The organism is Mesorhizobium sp. M1A.F.Ca.IN.020.03.2.1 (genome assembly GCF_004023205.1).
Taxonomy (GTDB): domain Bacteria; phylum Pseudomonadota; class Alphaproteobacteria; order Rhizobiales; family Rhizobiaceae; genus Mesorhizobium.
The window spans coordinates 15,426-31,628 of record NZ_RZSV01000048.1; the positions used below are offsets into that span (position 1 = coordinate 15,426).

The 16,203-nt window shown below is 58.2% G+C and carries 17 protein-coding genes and 1 pseudogene; 6 read left to right on the forward strand and 12 right to left on the reverse strand.

All coding sequences use genetic code 11. The features are described 5' to 3' along the window. The 4 genes from ehuD to EOA79_RS10610 form a co-directional block, all read right to left on the reverse strand. Positions 1 to 687, reverse strand: coding sequence for an ectoine/hydroxyectoine ABC transporter permease subunit EhuD (gene ehuD / locus EOA79_RS10595; RefSeq protein ID WP_128161161.1), 687 nt, complete (start codon positions 685 to 687; stop codon positions 1 to 3). Positions 688 to 690: 3 nt separating this feature from the next. Beyond that, entirely contained in the window at positions 691 to 1,356 is a 666-nt protein-coding gene (gene ehuC, locus EOA79_RS10600; protein WP_128161159.1) for an ectoine/hydroxyectoine ABC transporter permease subunit EhuC, read from the reverse strand. Between the two features lie 63 nt (positions 1,357 to 1,419). After that, positions 1,420 to 2,277: an ectoine/hydroxyectoine ABC transporter substrate-binding protein EhuB gene (gene ehuB / locus EOA79_RS10605; RefSeq protein ID WP_128293005.1), complete on the reverse strand. Its 858-nt coding sequence runs from the start codon at positions 2,275 to 2,277 to the stop codon at positions 1,420 to 1,422. 1,271 nt (positions 2,278 to 3,548) lie between these two features. Beyond that, a complete protein-coding gene (locus EOA79_RS10610) occupies positions 3,549 to 5,339 on the reverse strand; it encodes a CocE/NonD family hydrolase (RefSeq protein ID WP_128161157.1) in 1,791 nt (596 codons plus the stop codon). 692 nt (positions 5,340 to 6,031) lie between these two features. Here EOA79_RS10610 and EOA79_RS33495 point away from each other — a divergent pair. Genes EOA79_RS33495 through EOA79_RS33510 form a run of 4 tightly spaced genes read left to right on the forward strand, consistent with a single transcriptional unit; the run spans position 6,032 to position 7,067 of the window. Further along, on the forward strand, positions 6,032 to 6,166 hold the full coding sequence (locus EOA79_RS33495) for an IS110 family transposase (RefSeq protein WP_245489855.1): 135 nt from the start codon (positions 6,032 to 6,034) through the stop codon (positions 6,164 to 6,166). A gap of 24 nt (positions 6,167 to 6,190) precedes the next feature. Next, positions 6,191 to 6,475: a hypothetical protein gene (locus EOA79_RS33500; RefSeq protein WP_245489857.1), complete on the forward strand. Its 285-nt coding sequence runs from the start codon at positions 6,191 to 6,193 to the stop codon at positions 6,473 to 6,475. Further along, entirely contained in the window at positions 6,472 to 6,714 is a 243-nt protein-coding gene (locus tag EOA79_RS33505) for a hypothetical protein (protein WP_245489858.1), read from the forward strand. Before EOA79_RS33500 ends, EOA79_RS33505 begins: the two co-directional genes overlap by 4 nt. Further along, positions 6,711 to 7,067, forward strand: a complete 357-nt coding sequence (locus tag EOA79_RS33510; protein ID WP_245489859.1) for a transposase — start codon at positions 6,711 to 6,713, stop codon at positions 7,065 to 7,067. The genes EOA79_RS33505 and EOA79_RS33510 overlap by 4 nt, the downstream gene beginning before the upstream one ends. 267 nt (positions 7,068 to 7,334) lie before the next feature. Here the strand turns inward: EOA79_RS33510 and EOA79_RS10625 are convergent. From EOA79_RS10625 to EOA79_RS10650, 6 genes and pseudogenes are all read right to left on the reverse strand, one after another. Further along, positions 7,335 to 7,959, reverse strand: a pseudogene (locus EOA79_RS10625) (IS66 family transposase zinc-finger binding domain-containing protein); the annotation flags it as partial. Positions 7,960 to 7,987: 28 nt separating this feature from the next. Then, complete coding sequence (tnpB, locus tag EOA79_RS34095; protein ID WP_128161155.1) at positions 7,988 to 8,329, reverse strand: IS66 family insertion sequence element accessory protein TnpB; 342 nt, start codon at positions 8,327 to 8,329, stop codon at positions 7,988 to 7,990. A gap of 160 nt (positions 8,330 to 8,489) precedes the next feature. Next, complete coding sequence (locus EOA79_RS34250; RefSeq protein ID WP_348631862.1) at positions 8,490 to 8,828, reverse strand: transposase; 339 nt, start codon at positions 8,826 to 8,828, stop codon at positions 8,490 to 8,492. 286 nt (positions 8,829 to 9,114) lie between these two features. After that, entirely contained in the window at positions 9,115 to 10,350 is a 1,236-nt protein-coding gene (locus tag EOA79_RS10640; RefSeq protein WP_128161153.1) for an acetyl-CoA carboxylase biotin carboxylase subunit family protein, read from the reverse strand. Between the two features lie 219 nt (positions 10,351 to 10,569). Then, positions 10,570 to 11,601 (reverse strand): transposase, encoded by a 1,032-nt coding sequence (locus EOA79_RS10645; protein WP_128293007.1) that lies wholly within the window; start codon positions 11,599 to 11,601, stop codon positions 10,570 to 10,572. Positions 11,602 to 11,690: 89 nt separating this feature from the next. Then, positions 11,691 to 12,158, reverse strand: a complete 468-nt coding sequence (locus tag EOA79_RS10650; protein WP_128161149.1) for an Lrp/AsnC family transcriptional regulator — start codon at positions 12,156 to 12,158, stop codon at positions 11,691 to 11,693. Between the two features lie 133 nt (positions 12,159 to 12,291). On the opposite strand from EOA79_RS10650, the gene EOA79_RS10655 reads away from it, so the two are divergent. After that, the gene (locus tag EOA79_RS10655) at positions 12,292 to 14,661 is read left to right on the forward strand and encodes a 1-deoxy-D-xylulose-5-phosphate synthase N-terminal domain-containing protein (RefSeq protein ID WP_128161317.1); all 2,370 of its coding nucleotides are present in this window, start codon (positions 12,292 to 12,294) and stop codon (positions 14,659 to 14,661) included. A 142-nt stretch (positions 14,662 to 14,803) separates the two neighbouring features. Here the strand turns inward: EOA79_RS10655 and EOA79_RS10660 are convergent, their stop codons facing one another. Further along, positions 14,804 to 14,995 carry a hypothetical protein gene (locus EOA79_RS10660; RefSeq protein ID WP_128161147.1) on the reverse strand — a complete coding sequence of 64 codons (192 nt, stop codon included), beginning with the start codon at positions 14,993 to 14,995 and terminating at the stop codon, positions 14,804 to 14,806. A gap of 125 nt (positions 14,996 to 15,120) precedes the next feature. On the opposite strand from EOA79_RS10660, the gene EOA79_RS10665 reads away from it, so the two are divergent. Next, complete coding sequence (locus EOA79_RS10665; protein WP_245489862.1) at positions 15,121 to 15,894, forward strand: IS4 family transposase; 774 nt, start codon at positions 15,121 to 15,123, stop codon at positions 15,892 to 15,894. 129 nt (positions 15,895 to 16,023) lie between these two features. Here the strand turns inward: EOA79_RS10665 and EOA79_RS10670 are convergent. After that, positions 16,024 to 16,203: hypothetical protein (locus EOA79_RS10670; RefSeq protein WP_164893842.1), on the reverse strand; the 180-nt coding region annotated here is incomplete at its 5' end.

Consider the following 16,203-nt stretch of genomic DNA (forward strand, 5'->3'; position numbering starts at 1 on the left):
TCAGTTCAAAGCAGTTGATTGACTAATTCCAAATTTTCGGCCCACCCACACATCCATCATCCGTATAGCTGTGGCAGATGGCAGCGAGATGATCAGGAATATGAGCCCGACTAGGGTATATGGCTCAAGATAGCGGTAGTTTTCCGAACCGATAGCGTTGGCAGTGTGCATGAGTTCCACCACGCCAATTACCGACAGAATCGGCGTCTCCTTGAAGATGCCGACCAAACAGTTGCCCATACCGGCAAGCGAAGGTGGCAGCGCCTGTGGGATAATGATGCGGAAATAGGTGCGTGATATGCTGAGGTTGAGCGAAGTCGCTGCCTCCCACTGCCCCGTCGGTACACTTTCGAGCCCACCACGATAGACTTCGGAGAGATAGGCGGCGTAATGCAAGCCGATGGCGATCATTCCTGACGTCCAAGGAGAAAGGCGGATGCCGAACTGTGGTGCAACATAGAAGACAAAGAATATCTGGAGAATCGAAGGAGTGGACCGGATAAATTCCATGATCTCGCGTACCGTCACGGTCAGCAGCCTAAAAGGCGTGCGTTGAGCCAGCGCAAAAATGAGTCCTAGAAAGAGGGCAATGACGTAGCCAGTTCCCGCCGCAAGCAACGTATTACCCGTCGCCACCAGAAGCTGCGGCAGAATTGACCAAGTGAAATCCCAACGCCAGTCTAACATACTTCACATTCTCCCAAGGTGACGGCTCATTATGCGTTCGAAACACCGCATGAACGGTGTGATAACGAGCCTCGCCATCACGTAGTATATAATGAGCGCGGAGCCGAAGGCTTGGGCTGACAAGAAAGTGCGAGCGTTGATCTGCTCGGCTTGGAACATGAGGTCAGGCACCGATATCAGCGCGACCAATGACGTAGCCTTGAGGAGGTCGATCAGCAAATTGCCCCAAGCCGGTAGCATGATGGACAGGGCCTGAGGCAGTATAATGCGCTGCATACGACAGAGCGGCGACATATTCAGCGCAAGCGCAGCCTCCCACTGGCCCCTTGGCACGGACAATATGGCGCCGCGGACCAGCTCAGCCCCATACGCCCCGAGGTTCAAGCCGACACTAATAAAACCAGCCGTGAATTTATCCAAACTTAAACCGAACAGCGGCAGGACAAAGAAAATCCAGTACAACTGGACGAGCATTGAAGTGCCACGAAAAATCTCGATGTACATGGTGGCGACCCAGCGTGCCGGTGCAAGCCGCGCCAAACGCATGAGGCCAGCCACGAAGGCGAGCACCACTGCCACGACGACTGCAAGCGCAGTTTGCATGGCAGTGACGATGCCACCGTTGACTAGGGGCCAGCCATAGTCAGACAGGAAATGGAAATAGGACATGATTGTGTTTCGGCCGACGGCCTATCCGCTGCGAAAGGGCTTCAACAGGGCGGCACAATGATCCTACCGGTTTTGACATATCCACTTAGTTGATACGTTTCCGGGCAATTGGGCCGCGGTGTATCCATATTCCCTTACGTCTTCCAGCATTTTCTCGGAGCCGAGATACTCTTTCAGCGCCTTGTTGAACGTCACAAGGAAATCGCTGTCCTCGGTACGAAAACCGATGCCGGCCCAGTTATGTGTCCAATCTGGCATCGCTGATGGATCGGTAACTTCGAGTTCGCCTCGCGACATAGCTACAGCTTCAGAAGCGCCGAAATAAGCTAATGCTGCCGCGTCTGCACGACCTGCCCTTACAGCGGCGATCATTTCCGTCGGACCTGGCACCTGCATGATGTAGCTGTCGTCGACGCCCTCTTTCTTTGCTTCCCCGATCGTATTATAGCCCGCACCCGTAACCATGGTGGCGTGCTGTTCTTTGATGTCGCGATAAGTGCGAAGGTTCTTCGGATTACCCTTGGGCACGAGGAACGCGTTGCCAAAATTGCCAATAGGTTCCGAGAATGCGATGTTCTCGCAGCGATCTTTGAGGATGTACATTCCACCAGTGATTATGTCGAACCGGCGCGCTTGGAGGCCCGGGATGAAGGCGCCCCATGACGTTACTACAGGCTCGATCTTCTCGTGGCCCATCGACTTCAGGACACCAAGTGCGATCGCATTGGCAAAGCCGAGCGGCTCCCCATTCTTCCCTGGAAATGCCCAGGGAGCCTCGTTGGCAAAACCCAAACGAATGGCTTCTCCGCTTTCGATTCGGTCCATTAACGTACCCGCCTGCGCAGCGAACGTTGTCATTGCAAGCATGCTAGCGCTGGTGAGTGCGATGCACGCCAAAGCGCTGCGTCTAGACAGTTTCATATTTTCCTCCCTTGTTGGTGAACTGTTGTTCACACCAATCTCCCTATACCTAGTATACCGTGATGTCAATGCGGGTTTCGGTATTCCCGACACGGCCGAGTTAGGAGGGTGGCGATGGAACGAGATCGCAGGCCGAAGTGGTGGGGCAGACAATTGACAGGCTTCACAGCGAGAAGCTTATCTGTCGATTGATGTTTTTGTTCTCACTGTTAAGTCTCACTCCCTGATACTCAACAGCGATATGGATTTATCAGGTAATATGCGTGAAACCTCTCGACATCCTGCGGCGCTGCAATCAAAGTGAGCGCGCGTATTGCCTCATTGTAGAATGCTCCCGACCAACATGTCCGTTGCCTCCGCATAGTGTTCCCCACGACTGGGCTCCGGATCTGGTCGTCATCGGCTCGATTGTCCGCTCCCATCGCGCCGAACGCCATTGCGTGCGCCTTTTCCTTTGGCCAAATCTTCAAGCGCTGTAACGTGCGCAGCAGTAATCCGGATATGTCTCGGACGCTCCGCCTGCAGACGCTCTAGGAATTCGCGGCTCGTCCGCCAGGGCTCTTCGTCAAACCACGCTTTCAGTTCGTTGCTGAAGAGGGCGAAGGGATCCGGTCGCCGACGGTCCCGTTTTTGCTTCGGCTTGGCTTGCGCAGTTGGACGGATCTCGCCTTCCTTCCAAGCCGCCCGCAGGTCAGACAGGAACCGGTCGAGAGTCGGATCGGCCGGTACAAGCGATGTCGCCGGCAAGGTCGAAGGCATTAGCCCGGTAACTCACTTTGATTGATTGCCGCGCCGCAGCCGAGGAGGCCGATCCCCGGCTATCGCCGCGCATGCGGGTTCTGATCGAGGACCTGCGCGCCCAAAGGCGCAGCGTTGGGTGCTGCCGTGCATCATGGTCCCTGGGACACAGCATTGGGGGCGCTGGGCGCGTGCTTGCTCGGGATCGTAAGCACGCCCTGAATCTCGGCGCTATATGCTGGCTCCCCCGGACGCATCCAAGTTCCGACTGGATTGGTCGCAGAGTGTAAACTGCCTTGGCGATGGCCCACACGGGAGGCTGCCAAACTCTCCAACTCTCCCGCGTAGTGTGATCGATCGATCCAAGATGCGAGGCACTCCGTAGCACTCTTCGGCCTCGATAGGTCGTCGCGCCACTGTTCGGACCCCACATCGCCGATGCTATCTTGGCCGACGGTCAAATGCGACCGAGCCGCTTGCGAGGCGCGGGCCGTCTACATGAGAATGAGCATTGCCTCTTATTGCATGACCGATTATTTAGGCGAAGCTGACCTGACGAAACCTCCGCTGTTCCAGCCCTCCGGCAATGATGGAGGCTTCCGGCATGGCTGGTTCCACAACGTACCGCATGCGGGCGTCGGTGCCTGCGCCTTCTCTCCCGGCACAATCGGCAACACCAGCCTAGAAGGAAATTGCGGCGAGTGATAGACTTTATTGACGGACGGCGCGCCGACCGGCGCGGCCCCCAACAGGGGCGACGGGATCTCGCTGGGGGCTAATATGGACAATTCCAACCGATGTCCTTCCCGTACGACATGACCGATTGTCCACAAAGAGAATCTTGCCTCGTAAATCTTCCCCGGCTCAAGCATCTCCACTTTGCGATAGGACTGGTTGATCTCATCGGACCATGAACGTGCCGAGTCGATCTCGCGCATCGACGCACGCAGAAAACCTCGCGTCAGATACAACGTGTTGCCTTCGGGATCGATGTCTTTGACGGTCACCATGAAGTCTGTGTCTGTCTGTTCCGAGCTGAAATTGAGCACGATTTCAGGATTCCCTAGCAGAGCCGTGTCCTCGGTCATCGGATCAGTCCGATAATGCAGCGTGCCGCTAGATACCGGTGTCAGGCCAAACTGCGTATTCGATCCAACAAGTTCCGTTCCTGTGGGATACAGATAGTTCCGCACCCCCTGATCAGGGCGAGCAACGGGTTGTGTCGGGCTCAGCTTCGCATCGCCGGTCAGATAAAATGTGGTTCGCTGCAGATTCGGCACGGGCCAGTCTGCGTACGTTGTGGTCCACCCCGGCACAGCACGGCTGAATTGCTCTCTCGAAATGTTGTAGTCGCGACTGAATTCTGCGCACGGTAGGCGTGTCTCCCAAAAAACCGTCACCGGCGCTTCCTTGTCAACGCCGTTATCGACACCTTTTACCCAGTGGTCCATCCAGCGTATTCTTTCGTTAACAACCGGTGCTTGTTCCACGGCACTGTGCCCGCCATTGATATAAATCAATTTCTTATGCGCCACTTTGGGCAACAGATGTGCAAAAGCTCGGCCTGCTGAGGCCGGGTTTGAGTACTCGTCCTGTAGCCCTGCTATGAGCATCGTTGGTACAGTTATAAGCGGAGCCGCGCGCTCTCTACTCACCCCGGTTCGCTCCCACCAGTCATCCTGTAATGGGTGTTGTCGCGCTTGGTCATACAAGCCGTTCGGCTTGTATCTTGCGAGGGTCAGTTCACATTCCTTGTCGCCCCACTCCTTGATGCGTCTTTCAGCACCGATCCGAGCCGAACACTCCTGATCTACTAGGCCCCACTGTCCGATGGCGTACTGATGGAACATGCCGCCCACCATTAACCAGTCACGATACATGCTGAGCGAACTACCAGCGATAGATAAAGCCTTTAAGTGCGGCGGACGCTCCGCACCGACAAGCCATTGCACGCCGGCACTGTATGAATTTCCGATCATGCCGACATTACCTGTACTCCACGGCTGCTCTCCAGCCCATTCCACGATCTGAGCGCCGTCGGGACCTTCGTTTGACGAAAACGGAATGAAATTCTCTCCTTCGGAGCATCCGCTACCGCGAATATTTGCGCCAATCAGCGCATAACCCGCTTCCAAATACTCTTTCGCCATTGCAAATGTTAGGGCGCCGTCCTCGTAGGCTGCATACTGAAACAACACCGGATAGCGGCCTTCTCTGCGTGGCCGCCAGACGACATACGCTAAGCGAGCCCCGTCACTCATTTGTACGTAGCCGTGTTCACGATGGACGTCCTGCTCCGTGAGCCCATTGACAGTGCCGACCATGATATACCTCCTCGTCCTTTTGTTGTGTTAGCGACACTGACCGTGATCGACCCGCTTCCCCCAGAAGGGCGCCTGGCGGGTCTCCGGGTCAGGGGTGTAGTGAAGCCGCTTGTACGATGTTGCCCTTCATCTTGCGGGACGCCGGCCTGAGTTCAGAGCTTCTTCAGGAACGGCACGGCGCCGGGGCTCGAACCGGCGGTCCAGACTGCGTTGAGAACCGGAGGGCTGACCTCAAATTGTCGATCGCAGCTTGGATCAATTCCCAGGAGCGAGCTCACTCCTGCGCACTAGGTCGCCCTGCGCAAAGCTCATTTCTGACAGATACAACACCTCCCGTTGTTGACTTTTATCGAGCTTAGGATTAGCGGCCCATCTTGATATACCAGGTATGTCGCACCGTCAAGTGATCGAGCCGTCCTGTTGCTGCCCACCACCACAGGCATTCGCAACGGGGAGCTAGGGACCATTCAGTTGCAGGATACCGACTCGCGAACCGGCGCGGTGTTTTGTCCGGCGCAGTAATGGCAAGCGTGATCGAGCGGCGCTCCTCTCGAGGAGACCGGCTCCGCGCGCGGCCTCCTACACCACCTAGCGTAGTCGCGGGTGGGGCCTCTCGCATTCCGGGCGGCAGTTCCCCAACCTGACCATGTCGATGAATCGGTCAGCGCCGCAGCGCGAGAAGGAGAACTGCCGTGACGAAGTATGCAGCCCTAGATGTCTCAATGGAACAGACCGCCATCTGCGTGGTCGACGGGAGCGGTCGGAAACTCGCGGAGGGAAAGGTTCCAACCGATCCTGATGCCATCGCGGAGTTGTTGGCCGGGTAGGCTGAAGAGATCGAGAGGATCGGCATGGAGACCGGACCGCTGGCGGTCTGGCTCTGGAATGAACTGACGAAGCGCGGACTGCCAATCGTGTGTCTCGATGCGCGCCACGCAAGTGCAGCCCTGTCCATGATGCCGAACAAGACGGATCGTCATGACGCGGCCGGTCTGGCCCAGATTGTGCGAACCGGATGGTTCAGGGAAGTCCGCATCAAGAGCCACGGCGCCTATGTCGTGCGGGCCCTGCTGTCAGCACGCGATCTCCTGGTCGGCATCCGCGGCAAATCGAGAACGAGATCCGCGGGCTCTTGAAGACCTTCGGCATCATGTTCGGGAAGAAGGTGGGCGGCTTTGCCCGCCGTGCGGAGGAGATCGTCTCCGGCGAACTGGCGGCCGCGCCTGAGATCAAGGCAATCGTCGAGACGATGATGGAGGCCCGCAGATCCATCATTGAGCGGATCAAGGTTCTCGATGCGCGCGTCCGCGCTGCCGCGAAGCAGAATGCCATGGCCCAGCTGTTCATGACCGCTTCCGGGGTCGGCGCGCCGTGATCGCGCTGTCGGTCGCCTCGACCTATGACGATGCTTCCCGCTTCCGCCGATCCTCCAGCGCCGGCGCCTATCTTGGCCTCACGCCTAGACGCTATGAATCCGGCGAGGTCAGTCGAAACGGCCACGTCTCGAAGCGTGGCGAAAGGCTGACGCGAACCCACCTTTACGAGGCGGCCAACGTCATCCTGACGCGACAGGTTGTCTTCTCTTCCCTGAAGGCCTGGGGCCTGCGGATCGCCAAGGGCGCCGGCTTCAAGAAGGCGAAGGTCGCGGTGGCGCGCAAGCTCGCCGTCATCCTCCACTCCATGTGGAAGACGAACGAGCCCTTCCGCTACGCCGCTGCTGCAGCCTGACGAGGAGCTTTCGCTTCCGGTCCAAGCCCAGTTCCCGAGATGCGTCCTTGCCGGGACGCTGCGCGGATGAGGTCGCTCCCTGGCATGCGGTCCCACGGAACCGCGAACACCACTTCGACCCGCCGTTCCAACGCAAACATGCGGCGATCCCTTGATCGACCCCGGAGAGAACCCTGAGCCCGGCAAGCGCTGCATCAGCGAGGAGAAAGGAGCCCATTGACGAATGGCGATTAGAGAATCAACAGGGACACAGCCCTCAAAGGCTTATGCCAGACGGTAGGGCGGTGTGCCGTCGACGTATTGTGAACGAGCGCGAAGGCCAGCGTCGAGGCCGTGGCGATGCTTCCCGGCAAGGGCTGCGTCGGCATAGGCGCGGTCACGATCGGCGTGTTGATCCCGGTGCGGTCGCAATTGCGACAAGCAATCTGAACCTTTGAACCGCACATTCAAAACCTTTGCCTTCACCTCGACATGAAGTTGCTCGGTAACGGTCTCACCCATGCGATGCATCCGGCCACGACAGCAAGGACAGGCCTTGTGATCGTCGGGAAGATCATATTCAACGCGCTCGCGCGGCAGGTTTTCCGGCGGCGGTCTGCGTCCGCGTTTCTTTCCTGTCGCGCTTTCGACGGTGGCAACGCTATGTCCGGAAGGTCGTCGACATCGCTATCTTCGTTGTCGGCCTCATCCTCATCAGCAGCCTGTTCGGCTTCATTGAAGATGCGTCAACGTGCTTTTCGCTTTTCGCTGCGCGGCGCAAAACGATGCAGTCGCGCAAGCGCCAGTCTTCCTCAAGTTTGAAGACGCATTCGGTGAGTTGACGGTTCGGCGCCTGCAGCGCAGCAATACGCGCCATCAACTCCTCAACAGCCGGTTCGCCTGTCCGATTCATCAGAATCTTGAATCGAAAGCATACCGGGTCAGCCGGCAACCTGATGTTGCCGCACCGGATGGCGAACCATTGCACCGATATCGATGCCGTCGAGAATCCACTGCAATTGCTCGGTCGTCAGCGTGACGACCGTCTCCTGGCGGCGGGGCCATCGGAACTTGCCTTCGGTCAGCCGTTTCGGGACCGGCACAAAGCCAGGCCGATCGAAGAACAAGAGCTTCATGCGGTCGCGACGGCGATTGCAGAACGCATAAGCCGCCGGGGAGTAAATGGATCGAATGCCATCGCCTCCTGAACCAGCACCGTAAGGCTGTTGATGCCGGCCCTGAAGTCGATCGGCTCGCTGAATGTCAGCGCCTAACCTGAACATGACCCAACACTCCGATTACCGCTGCCAACGCATCCACATCACCTCATTTCAGTGCTAGCTTCACCCCGTTCGGCAGTGATGCGTTCACCTTGGCTGGAGAAAAAAGGGGCAAATCCTTTTCGGTTCTGACCGCCGCACTTCATCGCAAGTCGCCGGCAAATCACAGCGCAGCCGTGCTAGTCTGTCTCGATAAGGCCCGATCCGTGGCGCTCTGAATCCGAACCGGGATGAACGCCGGTGTGGGAAGCGGCGGGCTCGGCACCGGTTCCTTCTTCGCAGCCGCTGTTTGCGTCCATTTCCACAACAGGTTAGCATTGACCCCATGTTCGAGCGCAAGACCCGATACCGACGCGCCTGACTCAAGGCAGGCCGCGACGAGGCGGTCTTCGATACCGGGTTGTATCGGCGTGGCCCGTTGCGACCCACAAGCCGCACACGCAGTTTCTGATCCATCTTCTTCCATGGCTTGGCGTCCACCTCTTTTAGGTGGACACCTCATGTCTCAGCACACTCAACACCAAAAGGTACGGAAATTCTGCCAGTGTCGCGGCGGCTTTGAGTGGAAGCGGTCGAAAACTCATCGAGGTGCGCGGCGACGAAAAACCGAGCCGCATCAAGCCGGATACACGTAAGCAGTTGTCACCATTGATCCTTAGCCAACCAACCTTTTGCAAATCGGGCGTGGCCTATATATGTCCAGACATGCGCCAATCTTCGGCGACTATCAGCTTTTACCCGGCGACACCCTGCGCTGGTGCGGCGAGGTAACGGCTTCCAGATTGTGGCTATTCGCCAAGGGTCGGAAATGGTGTAATCGACCAACCGATCAAGTCGACGGCATGTCGAAGTATGGCCTCGGTCTGAGTGGGGTTAGATGAACTGGCGATGACATGTCCCAACCAATCTCGGTAGTCCCCCATCCTGATAATCGGTGTCTTGGGTTCAACATACAATTTGACCTCCTCGATACCTGGTATAGCAGCCGCTCGGCTAACGCCATTGATCCAATCGAGGGTGCCATCGCGATCAGGAAGCAGTATCCGCGCGGCCGCAGCATGCGAACGAGTTCTCCGCAAATCCGATTCCTCGCCGATAACAAGCTTGAGGTGCTCCGTGACAAGATCGATCCCATAAGCAAGCTGGACCAGTTGAGGATCGGGGAAGCCACCTGCCCGCGGATTGACTTCAATGACGACTGGGCCACGTTTCGTCCACCGGAATTCAATCCCCGTTGGCCCCCAGCCAAGCTCGAGAGCTCGCAGACAGCCTAGCGAAATATCGACGATACGCTCGTGCTCATGATCCGCCAGCGGAGCCGGGAAGGCGACCTCACTATAGACAAAGTGCGGTGCAGGACCAAAGCTAGCGGCAGCAATTGCCAATACCTCATTTCCCATTATTTTGGCATAATAATGAGAACCTTGCGCGAATTCTTCGACCAGGATCCTTGGCGAGGATCGCCATCTGTGCTTGCCGCCCAACAGATAGGTCGTATGTTCGGCTACCTCTTCAAGGTTGCGGCACAATCGGACACCGCTGCTGCCGATGCCCACGGCCGGCTTAACAACCACCGGTAGGCCGATCTCCGCAGCAGCGCGTTCTACGTCCGTTGCATTCTCCACCAAGCGATATGCAGGTATTGGAACTCTGGCTTTCTCCAGGAGCTGACGTTGAGTGAATTTGTTGCAGCATCGTTCAATGGATACGGGGTTCGGTCCCGGTAGATCGAAGTGCCGGCAGAGGTTGCCAACTGTCGCATAGACCGACTCGTTGACAGAGGTAATGCCAGCAATGTCATAGGTCTCACCTAGCCGGGAACATTCGCGGATCAACGCATCGTAATTGCTTGTATCAACAGGGATTGCCTCACATCCCGCGGCAAGATAGCTGTACTGCGCTGGATCAGCCGACAGGGTAATTGGATGAAGCCCAAGACGCTGGGCTGCTTGAACGTATAGCAGACCATTACCCGTTGAATATTGTATATCGCCTTCAAGCAGGATGAGGGCTCTTCTTGCCATTTGCGTTGACCTCCGTTGCGTGGCGTGCGGCAGTCGTGAACTTAGCATTCTCAGCGATTTGCGGTTGTAAAGATTCTGTAAAGTTATTTGAAACCTTGGCTGGCCAGTTGGAGGCTCGATTTGCCCTCGTTTTGGATTGAACGAGTAGCGATGGTGATTGAAAGCGTTCGGCGAACAATTTACGGCTGTGATGGCCCACCGATTCGACCGGTGGCGATTCTATTGCTTTGTGGTGATGCGGGCGCGGTCGCCAGTATACGAATTGCGCCTCGGTGCCGACGTTACGATTTGTTTGATGCCGTGCACGGGGGGCCCAACAGCTACGGCTTCCAGCCCTGTGGGACTGTCAGATCCCATGGGCGGGTGGATAGCGCCCTGCTCTTTGACAGAGTGGAGTTGTTCACCCACCACTCTGGAAACAACCATGCTTGTAGTATCTGACCGACCCAGTGAGGCAACACGACAAGGGGCGCTTTGGTGGATACTGATCACGCCATTGCGGATTCGATGCCGGATCCAGGATCGAGAAACGTCCGCCGCCATCGCTAATTCAGACACCGATAGCCACCCCGGAATGTGGTGAGAGCGGGCTGGTGTAGACTGACTCAATACGCGATGGCCTTGTCGGACGACTTGGACGGTGCGCACAGGAACGTAGCTGCGGCGCGGTGAGCGGAAACCTTCCTTAGTCAGTCTGGCCGCTATTGCCGTGTCGTCGAGCCCTTGATGAGCCAGTTCGAGCAGCCGGACCTCCATCTCGGCGCCGCGAGACAGGGCGCTCAAGGCATGAACTCTCGGCTCGACCTCGCGTTCGGTAAGTTCACCGCCTCGCCAAACGATGCGGATCGTAATCCGATCTCGGACCACCCGGATCTCGACCGTTGAAGACGCCGCGTGGGTGACCTCGACAAAGCCAAGCCGATCCGCATCCCGCTGCGGCGTGACCGCACCGCTCTTGATCGCCTTGCGCCGCCAGCCGAACAGCTGCGAGGTCGCCAGTCCAGCCTCGCACGCGATCGCCGACACGTTCGCATCCGGCTTCAGCGTCGCCTCGAGCAGCCGCGCCTTCGCTTGCGCCGACCAGCGCCGCCGCGGACGCTGCGGGCTTGCCTCCAGCCGGTTCGGAACCGCCTCAAGAACATGGAAACTTCTATCATCAGACATAGGCGCAGACATAGAAATTGACAGCGCAAGCTCCTCGGCTCCTTCAGTGTCATCATCTCTCGCCGTGCCAGATGGGATCAGCTTCACGCTTACACTTCAGATAATGCGGCAGAGGGCTTTGTGCCACGACATTGCTCAGGCGACAGGCGCGCGCGGGCATGCGGGACATGCATGCGCTACACGATACCCGATCCCGAAGATTTCACACGCCTGAGCGAAACCGAAGACTGGATGGAGGCGATTCCGGGAATCTTAGTCAGCGTCCCTGTCAGAAACGTCTCATACTCTTTTAAACCGGGGGTCAAAACGCGAAGGAGGTAGTCGTTGTCGCCCGTCATCAGCCAACAGTCGACAACTTCAGGATGCTTCATGATCTCGGTCTCGAAGGCGACGAGTGCGGAATCGATTTGGCGCTCCAGCTTCACAGACATGAAAATCGCGACTGGCAGACCCAGCTTTTCCTCGTCGAGTGTTACCGAGTATCCTGTGATGATCCCTTCGGATTCCAATCGGCGCAGGCGCCGCAGGCATGGGGACGGGCTGAGGCCCACCCTGTCGCTCAGATCCTGGTTGGTCAGTCGGGCATTGGACTGCAATTCACGCAGGATCTTCCGATCCGTCGGATCTAACTTGGCAGATGTCACCTGTAATCAGAGCCTTTTCGGGCGGTTTCTGTCTCAGGCATGGCAACTCTATGAGGGAATAGCAAGGAAATAGCGCCAAAGGTTCCGTATATTGCCGGGAAACACACTGCAGCAAGAGAACCGTGAAATGGCCATGGCAACCCGTGACCTCAAAATGCTCCGCCGACTAGAAAAGAAGACACTCTGGCTCGCCTGCTGGATGATCGACCAGGCGAACCGGCGCGAGAAGGTGGATGGCGTCAAGGTCGGTGGCCATCAGGCATCGTCAGCCTCTATGGTTTCGCTGATGACGGCGCTCTATTTCGACGTGCTGCAGCCGCAGGACCGTGTGGCCGTCAAGCCTCACGCCTCACCGGTCTTCCATGCGATCCAATATCTGATGGGCAATCAGACGCTCGAAAAGCTGGAGAACTTTCGTGGCTATCACGGCGCCCAGTCCTATCCTAGCCGCACCAAGGATGTGGATGATGTCGATTTCTCGACTGGTTCGGTCGGGCTCGGTGTCGGGATCACGCCTTTTGCATCATTGATCCAAGACTACATCGCCGCGAAGGGTTGGAGCACCACCGGCGATAGACCTGGCCGGATGATTGCGCTGGTCGGGGACGCCGAGCTCGATGAGGGTAACATCTACGAGGCACTGCAGGAAGGCTGGAAGCACAGTCTGCGCAATTGCTGGTGGATCATCGACTACAACCGCCAGAGTCTCGACGGCGTGGTGCGCGAGGGCCTGTACGATCGAATAGAGACGGTGTTCAAGGCGTTCGGTTGGGATGTCGTCACACTCAAATACGGGGCGTTGCAGCGTGCTGCCTTCGAAGAGCCCGGCGGCGAAGCACTCAAGGAATGGATCGACGCCTGCTCTAACCAGCTCTATTCGGCGCTTTTGTTCCAGGGCGGTGCTGCCTGGCGCAAGCGCCTGCTTGACGATCTCGGTGACCAGGGCGAGGTGAGTGCGCTGATCGATGGGCGTTCCGACGAGGAGCTATCGGAGCTAATGAACAACCTCGGGGGACACTGCCTCGAGACGCTGAGAAAAACCTTCAACGGAATCGACCACGACCGTCGGACAGCCTTCATTGCTTACACCGTAAAGGGTTACGGTACGCCGCTCGCCGGCCACAAGGACAATCATTCCGGGCTGATGACCTCTGCGCAAATGCAGGCCTTTCAGGAACAAATGAAGGTCCGGCCAGGCCGCGAATGGGAGCGGTTCGAGGGGTTGGACGGCTCGGCGGCCGAGATGCAGGCTTTCCTCGACTCCGTACCATTCTTTGCCATGGGTCGCCGGCGCTACCAGGCGGAGCGCATTGAGGTACCGCAGACCGTTGCCGTCAGCCCAGCCGCCGTGCGCGAGGAGATCTCGACCCAGGCCGCCTTCGGCCGCATACTCGACGGGATTGGCAAGTCCGACAGCGAACTAGCGGCCCGCATCGTCACGACCTCACCCGACGTGACGGTTTCGACCAATCTCGGCTCGTGGGTCAATCGCCGCCAGCTTTTCGCGCGTCGGGAGCTTGCGGACCTGTTCCGCGACCAGCGCATCCCGAGCGCGCAGAAGTGGGATTTCTCGCCCAAGGGCCAACATATCGAACTCGGGATCGCGGAGATGAATCTATTTCTGCTATTGGGCGCAGCCGGGCTTTCCCATTCCCTCTTTGGCGAGCGGCTACTGCCGATTGGTACGCTCTACGATCCCTTCGTGTCGCGCGGCCTCGATGCCCTGAACTATGCGTGCTACCAAGACGCCCGCTTCATCGTCGTCGGTACGCCGTCTGGCATCTCACTTTCAAGCGAGGGCGGTGCGCACCAGTCTATCGCTCAGCCGCTAATCGGCATGAGCCAGGACGGGCTAGCGAGCTTTGAGCCGGCTTTCGCCGACGAACTAGCCATCATCATGGCCTGGGCATTCGACTACATGCAGCGCGACGGGGAGGGCGATCCGGACGAGCGCACATGGCTGCGCGATGAGACGGGCGGCTCGGTTTACCTGCGCCTCAGCACCCGCCAGATTGAGCAGCCGGGCCGCAAACTCAACCCACATTTCGCCCAGGAGCTGATCGATGGGGCGACCTGGCTGAAGGAACCCGGGCCCAATGCCGATCTCATCATCGCCTACCAGGGGACGGTGGCGACCGAGGCCATTGCTGCAGCTGGGATGCTAGCCGACAGGCGGCGCGATATCGGCGTATTGTCCATCACGTCGGCCGATCGCCTTAACGCCGGTTGGCAAGCCGCCCAGCGAGAACGTGCCCGCGGCAATCTGCATGCACTGAGCCATGCTGAGCGCCTGCTTGGCAAATTGCCCCGTCATTGCAGGATTGTCACCGTCATCGACGGCCACCCAGCGACGCTCTCTTGGCTGGGTGGGGTGATGGGTCACCAGACAGTCAGCCTTGGGGTAGAGCATTTCGGGCAGACTGGCACGGTGAAAGATCTTTATCGGCACTACGGGCTCAATGCGGGGTCCATAGCCGAGACGGCGGCGAGCTTAAAGTGGTAACCATGATATGGTGTGTCGACCGGCCACCCGCGCCTCGGCAGCGGAGAGTGCGCACATGCGGGTAGTTCATAGCCGTAGTGAGGCATTCGAGTTCGAACTCGAACCAGGTAGCCGGCGCTGCCGGCGCCGATCAGATGGCCCGTCATCCCTGAGCTTGCAGTCGATCGAATGAATGCTCGATCATATCCAGCATCAGCGTCCACGCCTGGAAGGCGAGGTCGAACATCGCTTTCGCCCTCTCACGGCCGTAGAGCTTGACCAGTGCGGCCGCACTCTTGCTAAAGCCAATGATCAACTGGCCGCCGTTGCCGGAGTGAAGAGCGCAAGTTGCCATCGTTCATATTATGATGCGTCATTGGGTTCGCCTGGGCCCAGGAAGGTGAGTGAACAGGCCAATCTGCTGAAAGGGAAACGACGACGTCTGCCTTAGGGGACGTCCGGATCGATCGTCTTCAACTTGTGAAACCCGCACTCGGCACCCATTTCCTGGTGAAGACTTGCGTCGATCGCTTGGCGGGTGATGGCGAGCACACGATCGCCGCGGAGATGAACGAGGAAGAGATCAGCGGGCTGCATGAGGTCGAGGTTCGCGATGCCAAGGGCAAGCCTGAGACCGTCGCGGTCGAGATCAAATACCGCCGCATCCATGTCCTGCCGCCGATCGGCAAGCAGAAGCGCTATCCCGCGCTCGACCTCACGGTGCTGTACGCCCAGGAGCGTGAGGAACCAAAGCATCGGCCAAGGATCGACTGGAAGCTGATCACCAATCTGCCCGTGCATGCCCACGACGACGCCATCGAGAAGCTCGACTGGTACGCTATGCGCTGGAAGATCGAGACCTTCCACAAGATCCTGAAATCCGGTTGCAAAGCCGAAGAGGCAAGGCTGCGAACTGCCGAGCGCCTCGTGAAGCTCATTGCTGTCTTCTGCATCCTGGCTTGGCGGGTGTTTTGGATGACCATGATCAACCGCTCACAGCCGCACGCTAAACCGGACCTCGCAATAACCGATGTCGAAATGAAGCTCCTCGATCATCTTCTTCCCGACAAGGATCCGACCGCCTCCCATGCCGGAACCTTATCGAGCTATCTGGTCAAAATCGCGCGATTGAGTGGCTATCTCGCGCGTGCCAGCGACCCGCCGCCGGGCAACACCGTCATGTGGCGCGGCCTTACGCGCCTCACGGACATCAAGCTCGGCGCAACCATCGGAGCCGAACTTATGGGTAATTGAAAGCCTCACCGGACGCTTACCCCTTATCGCTGTTCACCGGAAACCAACGCTACGCCCTCTTTGACCCACTCATTACGCTCGGCATATATTTTCGAACTCAGTGAAAGTCGAGCCGGTGGCCTGCAAGTTTCACGCCGCATTGGCCTTCGTCAACCCTAGCGCTTGCCGCTCGAACAGGCGGCGGTAGATGCCACCGTCGAGCTGGATCAGTGTCGCGTGGTCTCCTTCTTCGATGACACGGCCACGGTCGAAGACGAGCAGCCGGTCAAGCGCGCGCACCATCGAGAGCCGGTGCGCGATGACCAGTGT